18 protein-coding genes and 1 pseudogene are annotated in these 21,957 nt (G+C 73.7%); 3 read left to right on the forward strand and 16 right to left on the reverse strand.

What is annotated here, in order from left to right; all coding sequences use genetic code 11:
• Nucleotides 1–11: 11 nt before the first annotated feature.
• The 6 genes and pseudogenes from R2E43_RS02890 to R2E43_RS02915 form a co-directional block, all read right to left on the reverse strand.
• Nucleotides 12–509, reverse strand: a complete 498-nt coding sequence (locus R2E43_RS02890) for a hypothetical protein (protein WP_003971896.1) — start codon at nt 507–509, stop codon at nt 12–14.
• A 58-nt stretch (nt 510–567) separates the two neighbouring features.
• The gene (locus R2E43_RS02895; protein ID WP_206309201.1) at nt 568–1,170 is read right to left on the reverse strand and encodes an ABATE domain-containing protein; all 603 of its coding nucleotides are present in this window, start codon (nt 1,168–1,170) and stop codon (nt 568–570) included.
• Nucleotides 1,171–1,206: 36 nt separating this feature from the next.
• Nucleotides 1,207–2,109 carry a universal stress protein gene (locus R2E43_RS02900; protein ID WP_003971898.1) on the reverse strand — a complete coding sequence of 301 codons (903 nt, stop codon included), beginning with the start codon at nt 2,107–2,109 and terminating at the stop codon, nt 1,207–1,209.
• Nucleotides 2,110–2,193: 84 nt separating this feature from the next.
• The gene (locus tag R2E43_RS02905; RefSeq protein WP_003971899.1) at nt 2,194–2,436 is read right to left on the reverse strand and encodes a DUF397 domain-containing protein; all 243 of its coding nucleotides are present in this window, start codon (nt 2,434–2,436) and stop codon (nt 2,194–2,196) included.
• Nucleotides 2,437–2,472: 36 nt separating this feature from the next.
• Nucleotides 2,473–3,379: pseudogene (locus R2E43_RS38945) on the reverse strand (alpha/beta fold hydrolase).
• 69 nt (nt 3,380–3,448) lie between these two features.
• Nucleotides 3,449–4,966, reverse strand: a complete 1,518-nt coding sequence (locus R2E43_RS02915; protein WP_332055871.1) for an acyl-CoA synthetase — start codon at nt 4,964–4,966, stop codon at nt 3,449–3,451.
• A gap of 173 nt (nt 4,967–5,139) precedes the next feature.
• On the opposite strand from R2E43_RS02915, the gene R2E43_RS02920 reads away from it, so the two are divergent.
• Nucleotides 5,140–6,915, forward strand: a complete 1,776-nt coding sequence (locus R2E43_RS02920; RefSeq protein WP_003971902.1) for a serine hydrolase domain-containing protein — start codon at nt 5,140–5,142, stop codon at nt 6,913–6,915.
• A 39-nt stretch (nt 6,916–6,954) separates the two neighbouring features.
• Here the strand turns inward: R2E43_RS02920 and R2E43_RS02925 are convergent, their stop codons facing one another.
• The 5 genes from R2E43_RS02925 to R2E43_RS02945 form a co-directional block, all read right to left on the reverse strand.
• Complete coding sequence (locus R2E43_RS02925; protein ID WP_189284427.1) at nt 6,955–7,128, reverse strand: hypothetical protein; 174 nt, start codon at nt 7,126–7,128, stop codon at nt 6,955–6,957.
• A gap of 83 nt (nt 7,129–7,211) precedes the next feature.
• Complete coding sequence (locus R2E43_RS02930; RefSeq protein ID WP_168715301.1) at nt 7,212–8,783, reverse strand: phytoene desaturase family protein; 1,572 nt, start codon at nt 8,781–8,783, stop codon at nt 7,212–7,214.
• Between the two features lie 60 nt (nt 8,784–8,843).
• A complete protein-coding gene (locus R2E43_RS02935; RefSeq protein ID WP_332055872.1) occupies nt 8,844–11,081 on the reverse strand; it encodes a serine/threonine-protein kinase in 2,238 nt (745 codons plus the stop codon).
• Nucleotides 11,082–11,102: 21 nt separating this feature from the next.
• The gene (locus tag R2E43_RS02940; protein ID WP_003971907.1) at nt 11,103–12,005 is read right to left on the reverse strand and encodes an oxygenase MpaB family protein; all 903 of its coding nucleotides are present in this window, start codon (nt 12,003–12,005) and stop codon (nt 11,103–11,105) included.
• Between the two features lie 40 nt (nt 12,006–12,045).
• Complete coding sequence (locus R2E43_RS02945) at nt 12,046–12,423, reverse strand: four-helix bundle copper-binding protein (protein WP_003971908.1); 378 nt, start codon at nt 12,421–12,423, stop codon at nt 12,046–12,048.
• A gap of 159 nt (nt 12,424–12,582) precedes the next feature.
• On the opposite strand from R2E43_RS02945, the gene R2E43_RS02950 reads away from it, so the two are divergent.
• The gene (locus tag R2E43_RS02950) at nt 12,583–12,942 is read left to right on the forward strand and encodes a DUF6479 family protein (RefSeq protein WP_011031532.1); all 360 of its coding nucleotides are present in this window, start codon (nt 12,583–12,585) and stop codon (nt 12,940–12,942) included.
• A 74-nt stretch (nt 12,943–13,016) separates the two neighbouring features.
• Nucleotides 13,017–14,687, forward strand: coding sequence for a cytochrome bc1 complex cytochrome b subunit (qcrB, locus tag R2E43_RS39100; protein WP_016328000.1), 1,671 nt, complete (start codon nt 13,017–13,019; stop codon nt 14,685–14,687).
• Here the strand turns inward: qcrB and R2E43_RS02960 are convergent.
• The 5 genes from R2E43_RS02960 to R2E43_RS02980 all read right to left on the reverse strand — a co-directional run bounded on the left by R2E43_RS02960 (nt 14,663) and on the right by R2E43_RS02980 (nt 21,953).
• A complete protein-coding gene (locus R2E43_RS02960) occupies nt 14,663–15,073 on the reverse strand; it encodes a cytochrome c oxidase subunit 4 (protein ID WP_003971910.1) in 411 nt (136 codons plus the stop codon). The two genes, qcrB and R2E43_RS02960, sit on opposite strands and share 25 nt — an antisense overlap.
• Complete coding sequence (gene ctaD / locus R2E43_RS02965; protein ID WP_016327999.1) at nt 15,070–16,746, reverse strand: aa3-type cytochrome oxidase subunit I; 1,677 nt, start codon at nt 16,744–16,746, stop codon at nt 15,070–15,072. Before ctaD ends, R2E43_RS02960 begins: the two co-directional genes overlap by 4 nt.
• 142 nt (nt 16,747–16,888) lie before the next feature.
• Nucleotides 16,889–19,693 carry an alpha/beta hydrolase gene (locus R2E43_RS02970; RefSeq protein ID WP_332055873.1) on the reverse strand — a complete coding sequence of 935 codons (2,805 nt, stop codon included), beginning with the start codon at nt 19,691–19,693 and terminating at the stop codon, nt 16,889–16,891.
• A 146-nt stretch (nt 19,694–19,839) separates the two neighbouring features.
• Nucleotides 19,840–20,475 (reverse strand): hypothetical protein, encoded by a 636-nt coding sequence (locus R2E43_RS02975; protein WP_093457590.1) that lies wholly within the window; start codon nt 20,473–20,475, stop codon nt 19,840–19,842.
• Entirely contained in the window at nt 20,472–21,953 is a 1,482-nt protein-coding gene (locus R2E43_RS02980; protein ID WP_332057101.1) for an ATP-binding protein, read from the reverse strand. The genes R2E43_RS02975 and R2E43_RS02980 overlap by 4 nt, the downstream gene beginning before the upstream one ends.
• Nucleotides 21,954–21,957 lie beyond the last annotated feature (4 nt).

Below are 21,957 nucleotides of genomic sequence, written 5' to 3' on the forward strand. Positions count from 1 at the left end.
GGAGCCGGGTCTCAGCCCTGCTGGAAAAGCTCCGCCGGGAGCGGCTTCAGCAGGGCGTACAGGTCGTCGGTGATGGGGCGGTCCCAGGCGGCGATGGTCACCAGGACGCCGTCGCTGCGGTCGAACTGGACGCAGGAGATCCGGCTCTCGGAGAGCTTGAGGCGGCGCACGATGAGCAGGTTGTCGCCCTGCATCACGGGGACGTCCTCGGCGCCGACGACCGTGATCTCCTCGTCGTTCTCCAGCGCGAGCAGCAGCTGGGCCACCTCGAAGGGGATCTCTCCCTCGGGGACCTCGCGGGCCGGTGAGCCGTCCGGGAGGTTGCCGATGATCATCGCGGGGCCGCGGCCGCCGAACAGGTCGTAGCGCAGGAAGACGCCCTGACAGCTGCCGTCGGGCGCGGGCAGCAGACCGGCGCCGAGATTGCCGGGCCAGTCGCCCGGGTCCATGGCCAGTACGTCGAAGTCGGGCCCGGCGGGCGTGGCGCTGCGGCGGCGGAGGAACGACATGCCGCCATGGTACGTGGCCGGGGGCCGGGAACGGCGTGCGGGCAGCGGCCCGGCCGGGCTACCCGGTCCGCCGCTGCCGGTCCTGGTGGCGGGCCACCCTGGCCCGGTTGCCGCAGGAGGGCTTGCACCACTCCTGCCGGGGGTGCTCCTTGAGGAAGTAGCGCACGCAGCGCGGCGCGTGGCAGGCCCGCAGCCGTTTCAGGTCGGGACCCGCGAGGAAGCCGATCACGGCCTGGGCGAGGGCGGCCGCGAGGTCGGCCCGTACGCCCTGCGCGGGGGCGGCGCGCACGACGGGCTCGGCGGCGTCGGCCCAGGCGAGGACGGGGACCGTCGGGGTGCGGGCGGCGGCCTCGTTCAGGAGCCGCAGGGCCTGGGGCACGGGCAGCAGCCGGGCGGCGTCGGCGGGGCTCGGCTCGCCGGGGCGCACGGCGCGGGCGAAGAGGGCGCGGGCGGCGGCCCGTACGTCGCGTACGGCGGCCAGGGTGGACGCGTCGGCCTCGAAGACCTCGGCGTCCGGCACCACGCCGGGGTGTGCCCCGGCCCAGGCGGTGAGCCCGGCCGGGTCGGCCAGTTCGTCGGCGACGCCGCCCTGCCCGTCGTGCCTGAGGGTCAGCGCCAGGTCGAGCGCGATCCGGGTGTCCCTGCTGGGCGAGTCCTGCATGCGGCCGATGATAGGCACGCCGGGTCCGGCGGGGTGTCACTCCTGCGGGGGAGCGGGCGGCACCACCGCGATCGGGGCGGCGGCGTGCAGCAGTACGGCGTGGGTGACCGAGCCCATCATCCGGGCGGGGGCCAGCAGGCGCCGGCGGTGCCGGCCGACGACGATCAGGTCGGCGTCCTTGGAGGACGCGACCAGGTTTCCGGCGGCGTCGCCGGGCACCGCGTGGGTGTCGGCCCGGACGTCGGGGTGGCGTCCGCGGTAGGGGGCGAGCAGGCCGTCGGCCAGGACCCGGGTCTCGCTCTCGATGGAGACCTCGTCGATCACCAGGGGCATCATCTGGCCCGCGGCGGCCCAGGTCTGCACCGGCCACGGGTAGGCCGCGACCACCTGGAGGCGGGCGCCGCGCAGCTCGGCCTCGGTGAAGGCGAAGGACAGGGTGGCGTCGTCGGGACTGTCCACGTGCAGGCCGACCACCACCCGGGGGCCGGGTTCGGCCGGTGCCTCGCCGTGGACCTCGCGTCCGGGCCGGGGCACCACGACCACCGGGCACTGCGCGTCGCGGGCGGCGGCCATGCCGTTGGAGCCCAGCAGCAGCCCGGCGAAGCCGCCCCGGCCCCGGGAGCCGAGGACGAGCAGCTGGGCGTCCGCGCCCAGTTCCGGCAGCAGGGCGCCCGGAACGCCTTCCATGCCCACGTACTCCGTCGGCACCGCGAAGGCCCGTCCCTGAAGGTGCGCCCGTGCCTGGTCGAGCGCGGGGTCCTCGGCGGTGTCCGGCGGGCCCGCGACCAGGACGTCGGTCTGGGCCCAGGCGGCGTACTGGCGCACGTGCACCACCCGCAGGGGTGCCCCGCGCCGGTGGGCGGCGTCGAGCGCCCAGTCCAGGGCGCGCAGGCCGTCGTCCGAACCGTCGACCGCCGCGATGACCGGCAGGGTGCTCATGGGTCCTCACCTCCGGAGTACGGACTTCCCCCCGGCGGCGGACCGAACACCCCGGTTCGGCCGGTCGGCGCACCCCGCGGTGTCCTACGTGAGGTCGAACTCCCCTTCCCGCGCTCCGGACACGAACGCGCCCCATTCCGCCGGGGTGAAGATCAGGGAGGGGCTCTGCGGGCTGCCGCTGTTCCGCATGGCGATGAATCCCTCGACAAAGGCGATCTGGACATCCCCCAGGCCTCGGCTGCTGGACTGCCACTGCGCGTTGCTGAGATCCAGCTCCGGCTTGTCCCAGCCCCTGAGCGGGCGCTGGTGGGTGGTGCTCTCGGCCACGTCCGTGCTCCTCCCGTTTCGTCGTCCGCGGCCAGCCTAGCGACCGGGTTCGGCCGCCGACAGGCCACGTGGGAAGTGCCTTGCGAGGGGATGCGAGGGAGATCGGTTCGGTCCGAGGAACGCGGCGATCCGGTGGGCGAACCAGCGCGGGTCGTCCAGCCACGGGTAGTGCCCGGCACCGGGCTGGACGGCCGGCTCGGCGCGCGGGAAGACGTCGGCGCAGCGGCGCGCCGGCTCCGGGCCGGGGCCGCCGTCGCGCTCACCGGCGAGGACGAGCACCGGGGCGGGGCAGCGGGCGAGCGCGGCCCTGGTGGCGGGCGGGTCGAAGGCGTCCGGGGAGAGGAAGACGTCGCCCGCCCCGTCGTTGCTCTCCTCGTCGGCGCCCGCGTCGTGCTCGCGGGCCGTGTCGTCCCAGCGGCCGAAGAAGAAGGGTGCGAACACCGGATCGACCTCGCCGGTCCCGGCGAGCCAGGCCCGGAAGGGCCCGATGGCCTCCTCGAACCACGACTCGTCCGCGCGCAGGAGCGCCGCCCGGAGCCGGTCCTCGGGCGTCGCCGGCATGTCCGGGGCCCAGGGGGGTGGCGGTGACCAGGACGAGCCGTGACACCCGTTCCGGGCGGCGGGCGGCGTACAGCATCGCGAGGCTGCCTCCGGCCGAGTGCGCGAGGAGGTCCATGCTTTCCAGGCCGAGGTGCTCGCGCAGTGCCTCCACGTCGTCCACGAGCCGGTCGCAGCGGTATGTCGCCGGGGCCTGCGGGACGGCGGAGCCTCCGGTGCCGCGCAGGTCGAGGAGGAGCAGCCGGCGGTGTGCGGCGAGGCCGCCCAGGTCGCCGAGGTGGCCGGACGCGCGCATGGGTCCGCCCGGCAGCACGACCAGCGGGTCCCCCTCGCCCCGTACGTGGAAGGCGAGGCGGGTCCCGTCGTGGGCGGTGAAGGTCTGCATGGCGTGGCGCCGATCCTCACCGGCCGCCGCCCTGTCGCGCAACGCGGTGGTGGGACCCGGCCCCGGAGGTCAGGCACCGGCGAAGCGGTCCCGCAGTTCCCTCTTGAGGATCTTCCCGCTGGCGTTGCGCGGCAGGGCGTCCACGAACAGGACGCGTTTGGGCGCCTTGAAGGCGGTGAGTCGCTCGCGGGTGTGGGCGATCAGCTCGTCCTCGGTGACCTCCGAGCGGGGGACGACGACGGCCGTGACGGCCTCGATCCACCGTTCGTCGGGCAGGGCGATCACGGCCGCCTCGGCGACGGCGTCGTGCGTGTAGAGGGCGTCCTCGACCTGGCGGGAGGCGACCAGTACGCCCCCGGAGTTGATGACGTCCTTCACCCGGTCGACGATGGTGTAGTAGCCGTCGGCGTCCCGGACGGCGAGGTCGCCGGAGTGGAACCAGCCGTCGCGGAAGGCGGCCTCGGTCTCCTCGGGCCGGTCCCAGTAGCCGTCGCACAGCTGCGGGGAGCGGTAGACGACTTCGCCGGGCGTGCCGTCGGGGACGTCCTTGCCGTCCTCGTCGACCACACGGGCGTCGACGAAGAGGACGGGGCGGCCGCAGGAGTCCATGCGGCCCTCGTGCTCGTCCGGGCCGAGCACGGTGGCGAGCGGGCCGATCTCGCTCTGGCCGAAGCAGTTGTAGAAGGCGAGGTGCGGCAGGCGTGCGCGCAGTCGCTCCAGAACGGGCACCGGCATGATGGACGCGCCGTAGTAGGCCTTGCGCAGGCCGGTCAGGTCGCGGGTGGCGAAGTCGGCGCGGTTCGCGAGGCCGATCCACACGGTGGGCGGCGCGAACAGGCTGTCCACGCGGCCCGCTTCGATCAGGTCGAAGAGCCGGTCGCCGTCGGGCGCGTCCAGGATGACGTTGGTCGCGCCGACGGCGAGGTAGGGCAGCAGGAAGACGTGGGTCTGGGCCGAGTGGTAGAGCGGGAGCGCGTGCACGGGGCGGTCGCCGGCGCCGAGGTCCAGCGCGGTGATGGCGCTCAGGTACTCGTGCACCAGCGCCCGGTGGGGCATCATCGCGCCCTTGGGCAGCGCGGTGGTGCCCGAGGTGTACAGGAGCTGCACCAGGTCCTCGGCGCCGGGCTCGGGGCCGTCGTACGGGGGCGTCGCCGCGAGGCGGGCCAGGAGCGAGTCGTCGGTGTCGCGCAGCGGCAGGGTGCGGGTCGTGCCGGGGAGCCGGGCGGCGAGGCCGGGGTCGGTGAGGACCAGGGTGCTGCCGGACTGGCCGACGATGTGGGCGAGGTCCTCGCCGGTGAGGTTCTGGTTGGCCGGGACGTGCACCAGGCCCGCGCGGGCGCAGGCCAGGAACGCGATCAGGTAGGCGTCGGAGTTGTGGCCGTAGGCGGCGACCCGGTCGCCCGGGGACAGTCCCTCGCCCAGCAGGACGCTCGCCGCGCGGGAGACCGCGGTGTCGAGTTCCGCGTACGTCCAGGAACGGTCGCGGTACTCCACCGCGACGCGTGCCGGAGTGCGTCGGGCGCTACGGCGCAGCACCCCGTCAACAGTGCTGCCAGTGCTGCCGGTGCTGCCGTGTCCGGGCGTCATGACCTGATCCTCGGCCGGTCGCGGGGGCGGGTCAAGCGGTGTGCGCCGGTCCGCCGGCTCCTGGCGTCCGCTCGGTCCGCCCCATTGACACGGCCCGTCGCTGACAGGAAAGTTTCACTCCGCACGGCGACCCGGGAAAGATACTTTCAGCTTCGGTGGCGGGAGGCTCTTCGATGGCCGGTCAGGCGACGAACGGATTCAGTCGGCGTCAACTGGGCGCCGGCGCCCTGGCCCTGGGGGGTGCGCTGGCCATCGCCCCGTTCGCGGCCGGGCCGGCCGAGGCCGTCTCCGACCGGGGCCGCCGTCCCACCCTGCGGCACGGCTCCGCCGAACGCGCCGGGCTCCTCCCCGGCCATCTGCGCCGGCTCGTCACCGATGCCGAGGCGTTCCTCGGCCCGTCCCCCGAGCACCCGTGGTACGCGGGCGCCGTGCTGCTCGCCGGCCGGGGCGGCACGGTGGCGCTGCACGAACCGATCGGCATGGCGGTGCGCTACCGGGCCTACGACGAGGCGACGGACACCGGCGTCGAGTTCCCGCCGGACGAGCAGATCCCGATGACCGGGGGCACGGTGTTCGACCTCGCGTCGATCTCCAAGCTGTTCACCTCGATCCTCGCCGTGCAGCAGCTGGAACGGGGCGCGCTGGAGCTGGCGACGCCGGTCGCCTCGTACCTGCCGGACTTCGGCCGGGCGGGCAAGCAGGACGTGACGATCCGTCATCTACTGACCCACACCTCGGGTTTCCGGGCGTGGATCCCGCTGTACAGCGCGCCCACGTACGAGGAGAAGGTCCAACTCGTCTACGACGAGGCACCCGTCAGCGCGCCCGGCACGGCGTACCTGTACTCGGACCTCAACATGATCTCGCTCCAGCTGGTGCTGGAGGAGGTCACGGGCCGCACCCTGGACGTCCTGCTGCGCGAGGAGATCACAAAGCCGCTGGGCCTCACCCGCACCCGCTACAACCCGCCCGCCTCCTGGCGGCCCGGGATCGCGGCCACCGAGGACGCCCGCAAGCCCTGGTCCGGTCTGGACCGGGGGCTGGTGTGGGGCGAGGTGCACGACGAGAACGCCTTCAGCCTGGGCGGCGTCGCCGGACACGCGGGGGTGTTCTCCTGCGCGTGGGACCTCGCGGTCCTCGGTCGGACCCTGCTCAACGGCGGGTCCTACGGGCGGGCGCGGATCCTGCGGCCGGAGTCCGTGGAGCTGATGTTCACGGACTTCAACACCGACTTCCCGGGCGACGAGCACGGCCTGGGCTTCGAGCTGTACCAGCACTGGTACATGGGCGCGATGGCCACGCCGCGCACGGCCGGGCACACCGGTTTCACGGGCACCTCGCTGGTGCTCGACCCGACGACCGACTCCTTCCTCGTCGTCCTCGGCAACTCCGTCCACCCGGTGCGCGGTTGGCGTTCCGGCTCGGCTCCCCGGGTGGCGGCGGGCACCAACCTGGCGCGGGCGGTGCCGGTCCGTCCGGCACACGGGCGCACGGCGTGGTTCTCGGGGACGGCGGGTTCCGCCACGGCAACGCTCACGCTGCCCGCCCTGGACACGTCGGCCGGCCGCGCCCGACTGCGCTGCGCGCTGTGGTGGGACACCGAGCCCGGCTCGGACGTGCTGGTCCTGGAGGCCTCGACCGACGGCGGCGCGGGATGGCGGCCGGTCCCGTTCACCACCGCACGCCGCGGCGATGCACCCCGCGACCATCCGGCCGGCTCGGCCACCGGCTGGTCGGGACGCGTCTGGCACCGGCTGAGCGCCGGCCTCCCGGCCGCGCACGGGCTGATGCTGCGCTGGCGCTACACGACCGACCGGCTGTACGTGGGCCGCGGGGCGTACGTCGACGGCCTGCGCGCGGACGCGGCCGGCGAGGTCCTGTTCCACGACGCGCGTCCGGCGGACGCGGCACGCGTCGTGGCCGAGGGGTGGACGGCGTCGGCCGACTAGAAGGGGCCCGGGACCGTTTCCTGGAGGGCCGGGCGCCCGTCAGTCCTTGAAGACGGCCTTCTGCACCTCGTCCGGACCGTCGAAGCCGTTCTCCTTCGGACCGTCGAAGCCGTTCTCCTTCGGACCGTCGAAGCCGTTCTCCTTCGGACCGTCGAGACGGCTCACGGCCTTGTCGTCGGCCTTCTGCTGGTCGGCAGGGCCGAGGTCCGCCATGGCAGGCTCCTTCGGTATGGGGGCGCCGAGTGCGTGATGTCTGTTATGTCGCCGCACCCGGCCCCACCCCGCGCATGTGTCCGTCAGCCCGTGGTCCCGTCCAGCACCGCCATCGCCGCGTTGTGCCCCGGCACCCCGCTCACCCCTCCCCCGCGCACGGCGCCCGCGCCGCACAGCAGGACGCGTGCCCGGCCGGTCTCCACGCCCCAGTGGCCGGTGCCCTCCTGGGCGTGGGGCCAGGACAGCTCGCGGTGGAAGATGTTGCCGCCGGGCAGGCCCAGGTCGCGTTCCAGGTCGAGGGGCGATCTGGCCTCGATGCAGGGCCGTCCGTCGGCGTCGGTCGCCAGGCAGTCGGCGAGGGGCTCGGCCAGGTGGGCGTCGAGCTGGGCGAGGGTCGACTTGAGCAGTTCCGCGCGTACGGCGTCGTTGTCCCGGGCGAAGAGGCGGGCGGGCGTGTGCAGGCCGAACAGGGTGAGGGTGTGCATGCCCTTCGCGGCCGGGCCGGGGCCGAGGATCGTGGGGTCGGTCAGCGAGTGGCAGTAGATCTCCGAGGGCGGGGCGGCGGGCAGTTCACCGGCGGCCGCCCGGGCGTGCGCGGCGGCCAGTTGCTCGTAGCCCTCGGCGATGTGGAAGGTCCCGGCGAAGGCCTCGCGCGGGTCGGCGTCCGGGTCGCGCAGTCGCGGCAGCCTGGTCAGCAGCATGTTCACCTTGAGCTGGGCGCCCTCGGCCGGTGCGGGCGGGGCGTCCCCCGTGAGCGCCGCCAGTTCGCGCGGGGAGGCGTTCACCAGGACGTGGCGGGCGGCGGCGACGCCCTCGCCGTCGGCCGAGCGGAAGGTCACCTCGGCGCTGTGCCCGTCCGCGTCGATCCGGACCGCCTCGTGGCCGGTGGCGAGCACGGCACCCGCGGCGCGGGCGGCGTCGGCCAGCGCGTCGGTGAGCGCGCCCATGCCGCCGACGGGCACGTCCCAGGCTCCGGTGCCGCCGCCGATCACGTGGTAGAGGAAGCAGCGGTTCTGGGCCAGGGAGGGGTCGTGGGCGTCGGCGAAGGTGCCGATCAGCGCGTCGGTGAGGGCCACGCCCCGCACCAGGTCGTCGTCGAAGTGTTCCTCGATCGCGACGCCGACCGGCTCCTCGAACAGGGCCCGCCAGGCCGTCTCGTCGTCGACCCGGCGGCGCAGTTCGTCCCGGGTGGGCAGCGGTTCGGTGAGGGTGGGGAAGACCCGTTGGGCCACGTGGCCGGTCATGGCGTAGAAGCGCTGCCAGGCGTCGTACTCCCGCTGCGAGCCGGTGAGCCGGGCGAACGACTCGCGGGTGCGGCGCTCGCCCCCGCCGACGAGGAGCCCGGTGGGCCGCCCGGCGCGCTCGACGGGCGTGTACGAGGAGACGGTGCGCGCACGCACCCGGAAGTCCAGGCCGAGGTCCCTGACGATCTTCTTGGGCAGCAGGCTGACCAGGTACGAGTAGCGCGACAGCCGTGCGTCGACCCCGGCGAACGGCTTGGTGGACACGGCCGCTCCGCCGGTGTGGTCCAGCCGTTCGAGGACCAGCACGGAGCGGCCGGCCCGGGCCAGGTAGGCGGCGGCGACCAGGCCGTTGTGGCCGCCGCCGACGATGACGGCGTCGTAGGTGCGGGAAGTGCTGGGCGGGGGCGTCATGGCTCTTGGTAGCACGGCCCGATCCGGGGCGGCCAGCCCGCCGTCGGGCACCGTCCCCGGTCAGCGGGCGGCCACCGAGCGCAGTGCCGCGACCCTGCGGTACAGCTCCGCGGCCTCGGCCGCGCGGCCGAGCTGTTCCAGGCAGTGGGCCTCGTCGTCGCGGGCCACAAGGGTGTCGGGCCGGTCCGGGCCCAGGACCCGTTCGCGGGCGGCGGCGACCAGACGGTACTCGGTGAGGGCGGCGGCCCAGCGGCCCAGCCAGCCCAGGGCGACGGCGACCTCGCGGTGGCTGACCAGGGTGTCGGGATGGTCGGGGCCCAGCACCCGGCCGCGGGCCGCGCACACCGCGCGGGCCTCCTCCAGTGCCTCCCCCCAGCGGCCCAGCCTGCCGAGGTTGACGCCCCGGCCGTGCCGGGCGCGCAGGGTCTCGGGGTGATCGGCACCCTGGGCGCGGGCGCGGTCGGCGATCAGTGCCTCGTAGGCGGTCAGCGCTTCGGCGCAGCGGCCGAGGCGGCCGAGGGCGACGCCGGTCTCGTAGCGGGCGGCGAAGGTGTCGGGGTGGTCGGGGCCGAGGGCTCGCGCGCGGGCGGCGGCGACCTCGCGGTAGGTCGCCAGAGCCTCCTGCCAGCGGTCGAGCCGCCCGAGTTCGTAGGCCACCTCGTAGCGGGTGACGAGGGTGTCGGGGTGGCCGGGGCCGAGCACCCGGGCCCGGGCCGCGGCCACCTCGCGGGCCATCCGGTGGGCGTCATCGGTGCGGCCGAGCCGGCCCAGGTTGAAGGCCAGGTTGTGCCAGCAGCGCAGGGTGTCGGGATGGTCGGCGCCCATGGTCCGCTCACGGGCGGTCAGCACCGACGTGTACACCTGGTGGGCGTCGGTGTGGCGGCCCAGCCGGCCCAGGGTGTAGGCCATCTCCTGGCGGACGGCGAGGGTGTCGGCGTGGTCGGCGCCCAGCGTCCTGATCCGGGCCTGGGCGACACCCTTGTAGGCGCGCAGCGCGTCGGCGGCCCGGCCGGTGCGCCCCAGTGTGAAGGCGGCCTCGTAGCGGCTGGCGAGCGTGTCGGGGTGGTCGGGGCCGAGCAGGTGCTCGCGTTCGGCCGCGACCGCGCGGTGCTCCCGGCCCGCCTCCTCCCAGCGGCCGAGGCGGCCCAGGCTCAGTGCCGCGTTGTGGCGCTCGGCCAGCCCGGCGGCGGCCTCGGACGCCGGCTCGGGCCATTCGTCCGGGGCGGGCCCGACGGTCCGGCCGCCGTCGGTCCCGTCGCCGGTGGGCCGCGGGATCCACTCGCCGGACAGGCCCGCCCCGGGGTCCGGGGGTGTGGCGCGCGGGCCGGGGCCGGTGGCCTTGTGACCGGTGGTCATGCCGTGGGTCCAGGACGGCAGCACGGCGCGGCCGCCGACCTGCCGCGGCGTCCGCGGCCGGGCTGTCGCGAGGGCCGGCACCCGCTCCGGTGCGGTGCGTCCGGCGGTGATCCGGCGGCCCAGCTCGCCGGCGTCGTCCGGGCGCTGCTCGGGCCGCTTGGCCAGCAGGTCCAGGATGATCCGGTCCAGGTACCGGGGCAGCTCGGCGCGGTGGGTGCGGGGCGGTTCGGGCTCGGTGTCGCGGTGGCCGACGAGGATCGCCCAGGCGTCGCCGAGGTCGAACGGCGGGACGCCGGTGGCCATCTCGTAGAGCACGCAGCCCAGGGAGTACAGGTCGCTGCGCCGGTCGACCTCGTCCCCGCCGATCTGCTCCGGCGACATGTAGTGCGGGGTGCCCATGGCGATGCCGGTGCCGGTCAGCCGGGCGGTGAAGCCCGCGTCGTGACCCAGCCGGGCGATGCCGAAGTCGCAGATCTTCACGGTGCCGTCGGCGGTCCGCACGATGTTCGCCGGCTTGAGGTCGCGGTGCACGATGCCCTGCTCGTGTGTGTAGGCGAGCGCGGAGGCGACCTGCTCGGCGATGTCGACGACGTCCGCGACGGGCAGCGGATGGCCCTTGTTGTCCTCCAGGAGCCGGCTCAGGTCGTTGCCCTCCAGCAACTCCATGACCAGGAAGAGCACGCCGTCCCACTCGCCGAAGTCGTGGACGACGGTCACCCCGCGGTGCTGGAGCGCGGCGGCCACCCGGGCCTCGCGCCGGAATCTCTCCCGCAGGACGCGGGTGAAGGAGTGGTCGTGCTGCGTGCCCAGTGGTTTGAGGCACTTGACGGCTATGCGGCGGCCCAGTGACTCGTCCCGCGCCCGCCACACCTCGCCCATGCCGCCGCGCCCGATTCTCTCGAGCAGCCGGTACCGGCCCTGGATCAGCGTGCCGTCCCCCATGACTTCGCCCGCCCCCGTGGTTCAGTCCGCCGCGCCCTCCCCTGGCCGGTCCAGTATGGCCGCTTGTCGTCCGATTTTGTATGGCGCCGGGCGCACGCCCGGGCCGAGCCGTGCCATGGCGCGCAGGATGTGTTTGGGCGGCAGCTGCCAGCGCAGACGTGCGGGGACAAGGCGCAGCAGGGTGCCCGTGGCGCGCAGCCGGCGGGTGACGGTGGCGGGCGGGGGTGCGGATCTGCCGTAGAGCTCGTGCGCGTACGGCGGTAGGGAGTCGTACGCAAGACGGGCGACCCGCCGCCACAGCAGCCCGCGGGCCGGGACCAGGAGGGGGTGCGTGGGCGGGCGGAGCAGGAAGTCGTCCACCTCGTGCGCGTCCGCTCCCGCGGCCAGTTCGGGCCGTACCCGCGCGAAGTAGGCGGCCAGCTCGGCCCGGTTCGCGGGTACGGAGGCGGGGTCGAGGCCGACGAGACGGGCGCTGTGCCGGTGTTCGGCGAGGTAGCGGTCGGCGTGGGCGTCGGTGAGCGGGAATCCGGAGCGGCGCAGGACGTGGAGGTAGGAGCCGATCTCGGCGCAGTGCACCCACAGCAGCAGGGCGGGTTCGTCGACGCCGTAGCGCTCGCCCGTGTCGGGGTCGGTGGCGCCGAGCATGCTGTGGATCTTCCTGACCCGGGCCCCGGCCCGCTCGGCGGCCTCGGTGGTGCCGTACGTGGTGGTGCCGACGAAGCCCGCGGTGCGCATCAGCCGGCCCCACGCGTCGCGCCGGAAGTCGCTGTTCTGCATCACCCCGCGCACCGCGCGCGGATGCAGGGCCTGGAGGTAGAGGGCGCGGATGCCGGCCACCCACATCATCGGGTCGCCGTGCGCCTGCCAGGTCACGGAATCCGGGCCGAACAGTCCCGGGTCGCCGTTGGTCCGTGTCGCCGCCATACGGGCAGGCTAACGCGGTGCGGGACCCGTTCCCAGGGCCTCAGCGCAGGGTGGCCAGGAACTCCCCGCAGGCGCGGGCGCAGTCGCGGCAGGCCTGTGCGCTCTCCTCGGCACCCGGGTGGTCGTCGAAGACGTGCGCGCTCTCCAGGCACACCTGGCGGCACCACTCCAGCTGGGCGCGGATGGCGGCCTCGTCCACCTGGTTCTGCTCGGACAGCACCCGGCAGGTCGCGTCGCACACCTCCGCGCACATGATGCCCCTGCGCCGCACGAGTTCCTGGTTCTCGGTCCCGTCCGGGTCCACGAGGCTCGCCCGCAGGGCGCAGGCCCGGGCGCACTCGGTGCACGCCTGCGCGCACGCGAAGCGGTCCTCGAGGAAGCGGAACAGTTCCTGCTGGGAAGTCGTCGTCGATGTCACACCGAGCGGGTTGCCGCCGGCCGCGGCGCCAAACGGCCGGACCCGGTGTTTCCAAGGGTTCCGGGCCGTTGCCGATCGGAGAGGCCGGCTCTTCGGGGACGCGGGCGTCGCGGTGGCGGTGAGCGGGTTCGTCACGCGGGCCGCGGGTACCCGCGCTCCATGACCAACGCATGGATGGACCTGGCCGCGGGCGGCTCCGGCGCGCTCGCCGTCTGGCTGATCGTCGCGGCCGTCGTGGTGGTGGCCGTGCTGATCGGCGCGTTCGCCTTCGGCAGTCGGCAAAAGCGCCGGGAGCCGCCGCCGCCCCGTCCCGAGGAGCAGCCCCGTGTGCCCGACGGCGGTCCCGTCCACGAGGAGAGGGAGCGCCGGGAGCCCGACGAGATGCCGCGGAGCGACGAACGCACGCTGCCGCACGAGATGGGGCACCAGGGCAGCCGTACCGCCTCCGACCAGGAGCGCCCCCGCTGGGACGAGGGCAGCAGCGGATCCTTCGGCAGCGGCGGCCCGGGCGGACGCTGATCCGGCAAGCCGAAGGGTGACGGTGCGTGGCCGCTGAGTAGTTTCCGGCACGGGCGGTGGGGAACCCATGCGCCGTGCTGTTGCAGAGGAGAAGGGCCCGCGCCGGTGCGCGGGCCCGCCACGCGGCCGAACACACCGTCAACTGGGCCGACGGACGGCTCCCCGTCTCCGAGGGCGGGGGGCTGCTGCGCAAGGCCTTTCCCGAGCACTGGTCGTTCCTGCTGGGTGAGATCGCCCTGTACAGCTTCGTCGTGCTGTTGCTGACCGGGGTCTGGCTGACCCTGTTCTTCAAGCCCTCCATGACGGAGGTCGTCTACGACGGCTCGTACGAGCCCCTGCTGGGGGTGAGCATGTCGGAGGCCTACCGATCGACTCTGGACATCAGTTTCGACGTGCGCGGCGGGCTACTGATTCGGCAGGCGCACCACTGGGCCTCCTTGGTGTTCCTGTCCGCCATCGGGGTGCATCTGCTGCGAGTTTTCTTCACCGGCGCGTTCCGCCGACCGCGTGAGGTCAACTGGCTGATCGGCCTCACGCTCTTCGTGCTGGCGCTCGCCGAGGGCTTCGCGGGCTATTCGCTGCCGGACGACCTGCTGTCCGGGACGGGGCTGCGCATCGCGCAGGGGATCATGCTGTCCATCCCGGTGGTGGGGACGTACATCAGCATGTTCGTGTTCGGCGGCGAGTATCCCGGCCACGACATCGTGCCGCGGCTGTACTCGTTGCACATCCTGCTGGTTCCCGCGCTGCTGGTCGCGCTGGTCACGCTCCATCTGATCCTGGTGTTCTACCTGAAGCACACCCAGTGGGCGGGCCGCGGCCGCACCAACCGCAACGCGGTGGGCAAGCCGATGTTCCCGCAGTTCATGACGAACTCCACCGGCCTGTTCCTCATGGTCTTCGGGGTCCTTGTCGTGCTGGCGGCGGTGGCCGAGATCAACCCGATCTGGACGTACGGCCCGTACCGGCCCGACATCGTCTCCACCGGCTCGCAGCCGGACTGGTACGTCGGGTTCCTGGAGGGCTCGCTGCGGCTGATGCCGCCGTTCGAGACGGCGGTGGCGGGCCACACCGTCATGTGGAACGTGCTGGTGCCGGCGGTCCTGCTGCCGGGCGCCCTGTTCGCGGTGCTGTACGCCTACCCGTTCTTCGAGCGCTGGGTGACGGGCGACCACGAGGAGCACCACCTGTGCGACCGGCCCCGGGACAAGCCGGTGCGCACCGGGCTGGGTGTCGCCGCGATCGTCTTCTACGCGGTCCTGCTCCTGGCTGGCGGCAACGACATCCTCGCCCACACCTTCCACGTCTCACTGAACCTGCTCACGTGGATCTTCCGCGTGTCCCTGGTGCTGGCGCCCCCGCTGGCCTTCGTCGTGACCAAACGCGTCTGCCTGGCACTGCAGGAGCACGACCGCGAGCGGCTGACCGAGGGCGAGGAGACGGGCGAGGTGCACCAGACCCTGGCGGGCGGCTACGCCGAGAGCCACGGGCCCCTCGATCCCGAGGAGCGCCACGTGCTGCGGGCGCGCAGGCAGCCCGCACCGCTCGCGCCGTCCCCCAAGGAGGGCGACGCCCCGCACGTGGGCCGGCTGCGGGCGACGCTCAGCGAGTGGTACTACGGCGACCGGGTCGACGTCGAGGACGTGGAGCCGGAGCCGGAGCCGGAACGGGAGTCGGTGGCGCAGACGGAGGCGTCGGCGGAGGCGGTGGAACGGGACGCCTACTCGGGCGAGCCGGAGCGCTGAACGCCCCGGTCGGCGTACTGGAAGACCAGTCCGCAGACTCCCATGGTGAGCAGCCCGAAGCCGATCAGCGCCAGCCACAGCCCGAAGACGATGCCGAGCGCGAGCACCACGGCGGCCAGCGCGATCGTGATCGGCCAGGCGCTGCGCGGGGGGAAGAAGTCGAGCGGACCCGCGGTGTCGACGACCTCGCCCTCGCCGCGGTCCTGCGCCCGCAGCCCGCGCCTGCGGTACTGCACGCGCAGGAAGAACGCGACGAGCGAGGCCATGAGGAAGGCGAGGACGAGGGCGGCGGTGCCGGCGGGCTCACGGGACCACCAGCCGTAGAGGGCCGCCTCGGCGCCGAAGAAGACCGCCACACCGGTGAACAGACGGGATTCGGTCCTCACTGCACATGCCTCTGATCGTGTCGGGTGACGTCGGGGTGGTGGAGGTCGAACGCCGGGGACTCGGAGCGGATCCGGGGCAGGGACGTGAAGTTGTGGCGCGGCGGCGGGCTGCTGGTGGCCCATTCGAGGGAGCGGCCGTAGCCCCAGGGGTCGTCCCGCCCGACCTTCTCGCCGTACTGGTGGGTGCGCCACACGTTGTAGAGGAACGGCAGTGTGGACAGCCCGAGGAGGAAGGCGCCGATGGAGCTGATGGTGTTCAGGGTGGTGAAGCCGTCCGCGGCCAGGTAGTCGGCGTAGCGGCGCGGCATGCCCTGCTCGCCGAGCCAGTGCTGGACGAGGAAGGTGGTCTGGAAGCCGACGAAGAGAGTCCAGAAGTGGATCTTGCCGAGGCGTTCGTCGAGCAGTTTGCCGGTGAACTTCGGCCACCAGAAGTAGAAGCCGGCGAACATCGCGAAGACGACCGTGCCGAACAGCACGTAGTGCAGGTGGGCGACGATGAAGTACGAGTCCGTCAGGTGGAAGTCCAGGGGCGGGGAGGCGATGAGGACGCCGCTCATGCCGCCGAGCAGGAAGGTCACCAGGAAGCCGCAGGCCCACAGCATGGGTGTCTCGAAGGAGAGTGAGCCGCGGATCATCGTGCCGATCCAGTTGAAGAACTTCACCCCGGTCGGCACGGCGATGAGGAACGACATGAGGGAGAAGAAGGGGAGCAGCACGGCGCCGGTGGCGAACATGTGGTGGGCCCACACCACCGCGGAGAGAAAGGTGATGGCGATGGTGGCGCCGACCAGGCTGACGTAGCCGAAGATCGGCTTGCGGCTGAAGACCGGGATGATCTCGGTGACGATGCCGAAGAACGGCAGCGCGACGATGTACACCTCGGGATGACCGAAGAACCAGAACAGGTGCTGCCACAGCAGGGCCCCGCCGTTGGCCGCGTCGAAGACGTGCGCGCCGAACTTGCGGTCGGCCTCGAGCATCAGCAGCGCGGCGGTGAGCACGGGGAAGGCGGGCAGCACCAGGATCGATGTGAACAGGATGTTCCAGGTGAAGATCGGCATCCGGAACATGGTCATGCCGGGGGCGCGCAGGCAGATGATGGTGGAGATGAAGTTGACGGCGCTGAGCGTGGTCGACACGCCGCTCACCACCAGGCCCATCGTCCACAGGTCGCCGCCGGGGCCCGGGCTGAAGGTCGCGCTGTTCAGCGGCGCGTAGGCGAACCAGCCGAACGAGGCCGCTCCCCCGGGCGTCAGGAAGCCCGACACCACCATGAGTCCGCCGAACAGGTACATCCAGTACGACAGCGCGTTCAGCCGGGGGAAGGCCAGGTCGGGGGCGCCGATCTGCAGGGGCATGATGACGTTGGTGAACCCGGCGAACAGCGGGGTCGCGAACAGCAGCATCATGATGGTGCCGTGCACGGTGAACAGCTGGTTGTACTGCTCGTTGCTGAACAACTGCAGCCCCGGACGGGCGAGTTCACTGCGCATCAGCATGGCGAGGACGCCGCCGAGGAGGAAGAAGCCGAACGACGTCGCGAGGTAGAGATGGCCGATCACCTTGTGATCGGTCGTCGTGGCCCACCGCACCAGCGCCCGGCCCAGCGTGCGGTTGGTCCGCTGCCGAGCCGGGGTCCGGCGCGGCGACTTCGTCCTTCTGTCCACCGCCATGCGGCGGAGAGTACCCAGGCGCCGTGGGCTCAGGCCCACGACCACGCCGAGGCCGGCGCGGGGCGTCCGGCGGATGGGCCACCTGGCGCACGCGGGCGCGGACCGGACGGTGCCGGGTCCGCGCCCGCGCGCGGCGATCGGGTTACGAGGCGTCGAGCACGGTGCCGGTCAGCACCGGGCCCCGCGGTTCGCCCGCGTCGTCGGTGTTCTGGAGGCCGACGTACTCGGTGGGCTCCGCGATCTCGTCGCCGACGGTGGGCACGGTCACCTCGGTCTCCGTCTCACCGGGCGGGACGGAGACCCAGAGCGCGAAGTAGTCCAGCCGGGAGAGCGGGACCTCTTCCTCCGGGACCTCGCCCACCCTCTCGAGGAGCCAGTCGTGGTCGACGTCCTTGGTGGACAGCTCGGGACGGGTGTCGTCGGGGACCGGTACCAGCACGGTGCTCAGGTCCACGTCGGCGGGTTCGGAGAGCGAGACCCGCCAGCGCAGCGGCTGCCCCTCGGTGACCTCGTCCGCGAGGGGTGTGACGTCGATCTTCGGCATCGGGTCGTCCTCCGCGACCGTCACGCCGCCGGCGTAGGAGCCGACGACCGAGCCGTGTACCGCCTTGACCAGCAGGTCGTGGTTCGAGTCACCGCCGTAGCGCCTGTTGCCCGTCACCTCGACGGGCACGTCGACGAAGGGGCGGCCGGAGCGTACGGTGACCAGGCGCTCCTCGACCACCGTGCCGAACCCTTCCATGACGTACATCCGGACCGTTCCGGTGCCCTTGCCCGAGACCCGCACCGGGACGTGGTAGGTGCGCGAGCCGGAGTCGCCCTCCTCGACCGTCGTCCGGCCGACGTCGACACGGGCCAGCGGGGCCGGCCGCACCTGGGGCGTGCCGGGGTGCCAGGCGTAGGCGTCCATCAGCCAGGCCTTGCCGGCGCGGGAACGGGGCGTCAGTTCCAGCGCGGCGACGCGGCGCAGGTCGACGCCGGCGCGGGTGGCGGCGGTGAGCGGTACGCGCAGTTCCTGCGCCCAGTAGGAGGCGGTGCGTTCGCTGCCCGGCAGGCCGTCGGCGCGGACGGCTCCGAGGGTGGCACGCCGGCCGGCGTCGTCCGTGACGGCCACGTCGAGCCGGGTGCCGGTGCTGCCCGGCGGCACGATGACGCGCAGGGCGAGGCTCCGTGCGCCGTTCAGGGAGACGGGTGCGCCGGGACGGACCCGGGCCGCGGTGCCGGGCGCGGACCAGTCCAGGGCGATCGCGCCGCGGCCGGTCTCGCGGTCCGGCTGCCAGTACGCGAAGTGCGGTGAGGAGCCGTGCGCGTCCTCGCCGAGGCAGGCGACGCCCGGGTCGGGGTCGACCGCGGAGCACAGGCGTCCGCCGCCGGTCACCTGCACGCCGGCGTCCGGCAGGAATCCGGCGCCGCGGCCGGCGCCGACCGCGTGGGTCAGCACCCGGGCCGGGTCGGCCGAGGGGGCGCGGCGGCCGGTGCCGTCGACCAGCTCGCGCACCCGGTCGTCACCGGCGACGAACAGCCGCGCGGCGGCGGCGATGTACGTCGCGCCCGCCCGGTGCTGCTGTTCGGCGGTGAGCCGGGTGGGGCTGTCCACCGAGCAGACCGGGTCGGGGTCCTCGGGGTCCTCCCAGAAGTCGTCGGAGGCGGGTGCCTGGGCCTGGCCGGGCGTCCACTCGGTGTTGAAGTAGTTGTGGTTGGCGCCCGTGACGCGGACCGCGCTGTGCAGCGCGCGGCCCCGGCTCACGCCTCGGGTGCCGTCGACGTACAGCTGCCCCTGGAGGTCGGAGACGTCGCCGTCGCAGCCCGGCAGGATCGTCAGGGACGGCACGTCGGGCACCGGGTTCTGGCCGAAGGCGGTGGGACCGATGAGCACGGTGCCGCGGATGTTCCAGCGGGCCCGCCCCGGGTGGCCGTCCTGGTCCGCGGGCGGCGGGTACAGGCTGTCCATGGCCGCGCGGTCGACGCCTTCGCCGCCTCGGGAGTGGCCGACCAGCAGGACGCGGGAGAGGTCGGCCTTCGGGCCCCGGCGTACGGCGGCCGGGGCGGTGGAGGTCCTGGCGGCCCAGTCGGCCCAGCGGGCCAGGTGCGAGCGCACCAGTGACGAGCGGGCCTGGGCGCCGCCGTCCTCGAGGTCGCCGTCCTGGCCGTTGATGCCGTTGGCGGAGATCGAGACGGTCACATAGCCCTGGGATGCCAGCAGTTCCTGGTCCTGGAGGTAGCCGCGGTGGCTGGGGATGGGCCGGGCGCCGTCGGCGCAGGGCCAGTCGATGGTGACGGCCTCCTCGCCCTGGCCGGGGACGTAGCAGGTGGCGTGGCGGCCGTGCAGGAAGAGCGCGAGGGGGCGTTTGCCGGTCGCTCCCTTCGGTGCGACGACCACGCCGCGCATCTCGACCGGGGCGGACAGGCCGGGCAGTCGTACCGGGTCGAGCGTGTACTCGCCGGTGGCGGTGGCGAACCGGCCGGGCCGGCCCGGGTCGACGGTGCCGGCGGGGAGTTGGGGCGGGAGTTTCGCCGGCGGTGCCTGGGAGGGGCGGCGCTGCCGGGCGGCGGCTCCCGGGTCCTGGTCCAGCCGGCGGCCCGCGGCGCGGACCTGGAGGTCGGTCAGCCCTTGCGGTGCGCCCGGCCGCGTCTCGTCCAGCGGTAAGCGGAAGGTCCTGCCGTCGCGGTCCGGTTCCGGTACGCCGAGGAGGCGGCCGGCGGTGTGGAACTCCACCCGTGCGTCGCCGGGCGGCACGGCCCGCGGGGAGCGCCACTCCAGGGATCTCGCCCCGCCGGTGCCGGTGATCCGCCAGCCGGGCGGCAGGTCGGCGGCGGCGTTCGGCACCGCCCGTACGGATGCCGGGCCGCCTGGCGGTTCCGGCGCGGCCTGGGCCGCGGCGGGCGCGGCGCCCACCAGGGTCAGGGCCGCCGTCGCGGCGGCCCACAGCGTTCGGGCACGTATCAAGAATCCGCTCCTCAACACCTCGGTGGTACCTCGGTCCGGGACAACACCCGTACGGGCGCCCCCGGTTGGAGGAGGGGATGGAGATCCTTCGGGTTGCCTGTGCGCCGCCGGCCGTCAACCGCCGGTGCCGTCGGTGCCGCCGGCCGTCAGCCGCCGGTCCCTGCGGCGCTTCCGCCGGTGCCGGGGGTCGCCGTGCTCTCGGCGGCCCCCGGGTCCCCCGGGGTCTCGCGGGCGCCGCCGAACGGGCAGTCGTCGCTGGAGCGGCCGGCCAGCCGGCCACCGGGCTGCTCCACGGTCACCTGCGCCCTGCCCAGCGCGGGGTCCTGCCGCAGCCGGGCGACGGCGACCGTGCAGGCCAGCTGGTCGACGGCCGTGTCGCTGAGGATCCCGGCGCTGCGCGGCAGCTGGACGGTGACCCCGGTGCCGTCGGTGCGGATGGTGGGGGCCTCGGCCGCGGGCGGCAGTTCGGTCGTCAGCCCCTTCCCGCGCTCCCGGTCGTCCGGTCCCTTGAACAGCATGAGCACGCTGCTGCCGAGGTCGGTCGGGCCCGGCACCGTGCGGTCCACCGCGACCAGGGACCCGTCCTCGACGAAGTAGAGCGGGACCTTGACCAGGGGCACCGCCTCGGGCACGGACTGCGAGGGCGCGGACGTGACGCCCGGATCCAGGACGCCGGTGGCGGGTTCGCCCGCCTCGACGACTCCGGTCTCGGGTATGCCGCAGGCGGAGAGCGGGAGCAGCGCCGCGATCAGCAGCGAGTAGGCGCGCACGGACGGTTTCACGGGCGGTCCTCCTTCGCCGGGGGTGGTGTCCGGTCCTCCGTGTCGTCCGGGCGCAGCGGCAGGACGACCGTGAAGACGGCGCCGCCCTCCGGGTGGTTGGCCGCCCGGACGGTGCCGCCGTGCAGGCGTACGTTCTCCGTGGCGATGGACAGCCCGAGGCCGCTGCCCTCGCTCCGGGCGCGGGCGTCGGCCGACTTGTAGAAGCGGTCGAAGACGTGCGGCAGGACAGCCTCGGGTATGCCGTCCCCGCCGTCGCGGACGGTGACGACCGCCCGTCTTCCGGCCCGGGGGTCGTCCTCGGCGTGCAGGTTCAGACGGACCGGGGGCGCGCCGTGCCGGAGGGCGTTGGCGACGAGGTTCGCCACGATCACGTCGAGGCGGCGCGGGTCGACGCGGCCGCGCAGCTCTCCCGGCGCCGGCAGGCCGGTCTCCACGGTGTCCTGCCAGCCGCGGGTGGCGAGCGTGCGGCGCAGGGACTCGGCGAGATCGATCTCGTCCAGGTGCAGGGCGGCCGCGCCCGCGTCGAAGCGGGAGATCTCCATCAGGTCGTCCACGAGCGCGGCCAGCTTCGTGGTCTCCGTGCTGATCAGGCGTACGGCCGTCGCGGTGTCCTCGTCCAGCCCGGCCGCGTCCTCGTCCAGCACGTCGGTGACCGCCGACATCGCCGCCAGCGGGGTGCGCAGTTCGTGGGAGACGTCCGCGGCGAAGCGGCGGGCACCGGCCTCCATGCGCCGCAGTTCGGCCACCGAGCCCTCCAGCGCCGCGGCGGTCTCGTTGAAGGTGCGGGAGAGATCGGCGAGTTCGTCGGAGCCCTGCACCGCGAGCCTGGTGTCCAGCCGGCCCTCGGCGATGCTCCGGGTCGCCCGGCGCAGCGCCCGCACCGGACGCAGGACACCGCGGGCGGCCAGGAGGGCGATCAGGACGGCCAGCACCAGGGCGGGCACGGTGGCGCGTTCGATCGCGGTGACCAGCGCGTCGACATAGCCCTGCTCCTCCTGCTGCGGCACGGTGAGGTAGACCTCGAGACCGGAGGCCTGCCGCTCGGTGCTGTACAGGCCGGAGAAGGTGACGGGCATGCCGACGACGAGGGCGGAGTGGCCGTCGTGCGAGACCCGCTGGAACACGGTGGCCCGGCGGGAGCGCACGGACTCGCGCATCGCCGGGGACAGTTCCCCGAACGAATCCCCGGGGAGGGACGTGGCGCTCTTCTCCCGGTAGGCCACCAGGACCCGCCACTGCTGGGACCGCCCGCCCCTGGACACGTCGTTGGCGAACGAGTTCAGGCCGGCCGCGTCGGGCGGGAACCGGTAGTTGGGGACGAGGGTGTTGACGCGGTGCCGGAATTCCTCGATCACCGTGTCCTGGCTCTGCTGCAGGACGCCGGTCCGTGCCTCACGGAAGGTCAGTGCGCCGGTGGTCACCGTGGCCACGACGGCGACGAGGGTGAAGGTCACCACCAGCCGCAGGCGCAGCCCCATCAGT

This window comes from Streptomyces violaceoruber (assembly GCF_033406955.1).
Lineage (GTDB): Bacteria > Actinomycetota > Actinomycetes > Streptomycetales > Streptomycetaceae > Streptomyces > Streptomyces violaceoruber.

What these genes read in the sequence shown, in the direction of transcription:
- R2E43_RS02900 (WP_003971898.1), bottom strand. Translation starts at nt 2,109, where the DNA reads ATGAGCACCCTGCCGGTCATCGCGGCGGTCGACGGTTCGGACGACGGC.
- R2E43_RS02950 (WP_011031532.1), top strand. Translation starts at nt 12,583, where the DNA reads ATGACCAACGCATGGATGGACCTGGCCGCGGGCGGCTCCGGCGCGCTC.
- R2E43_RS02930 (WP_168715301.1), bottom strand. Translation starts at nt 8,783, where the DNA reads ATGACGCCCCCGCCCAGCACTTCCCGCACCTACGACGCCGTCATCGTC.
- R2E43_RS02935 (WP_332055872.1), bottom strand. Translation starts at nt 11,081, where the DNA reads ATGGGGGACGGCACGCTGATCCAGGGCCGGTACCGGCTGCTCGAGAGA.
- R2E43_RS02895 (WP_206309201.1), bottom strand. Translation starts at nt 1,170, where the DNA reads ATGCAGGACTCGCCCAGCAGGGACACCCGGATCGCGCTCGACCTGGCG.
- ctaD (WP_016327999.1), bottom strand. Translation starts at nt 16,746, where the DNA reads ATGGCGGTGGACAGAAGGACGAAGTCGCCGCGCCGGACCCCGGCTCGG.
- R2E43_RS02920 (WP_003971902.1), top strand. Translation starts at nt 5,140, where the DNA reads ATGGCCGGTCAGGCGACGAACGGATTCAGTCGGCGTCAACTGGGCGCC.
- R2E43_RS02980 (WP_332057101.1), bottom strand. Translation starts at nt 21,953, where the DNA reads ATGGGGCTGCGCCTGCGGCTGGTGGTGACCTTCACCCTCGTCGCCGTC.
- R2E43_RS02915 (WP_332055871.1), bottom strand. Translation starts at nt 4,966, where the DNA reads ATGACGCCCGGACACGGCAGCACCGGCAGCACTGGCAGCACTGTTGAC.
- R2E43_RS02890 (WP_003971896.1), bottom strand. Translation starts at nt 509, where the DNA reads ATGTCGTTCCTCCGCCGCCGCAGCGCCACGCCCGCCGGGCCCGACTTC.
- R2E43_RS02925 (WP_189284427.1), bottom strand. Translation starts at nt 7,128, where the DNA reads ATGGCGGACCTCGGCCCTGCCGACCAGCAGAAGGCCGACGACAAGGCC.
- R2E43_RS02940 (WP_003971907.1), bottom strand. Translation starts at nt 12,005, where the DNA reads ATGGCGGCGACACGGACCAACGGCGACCCGGGACTGTTCGGCCCGGAT.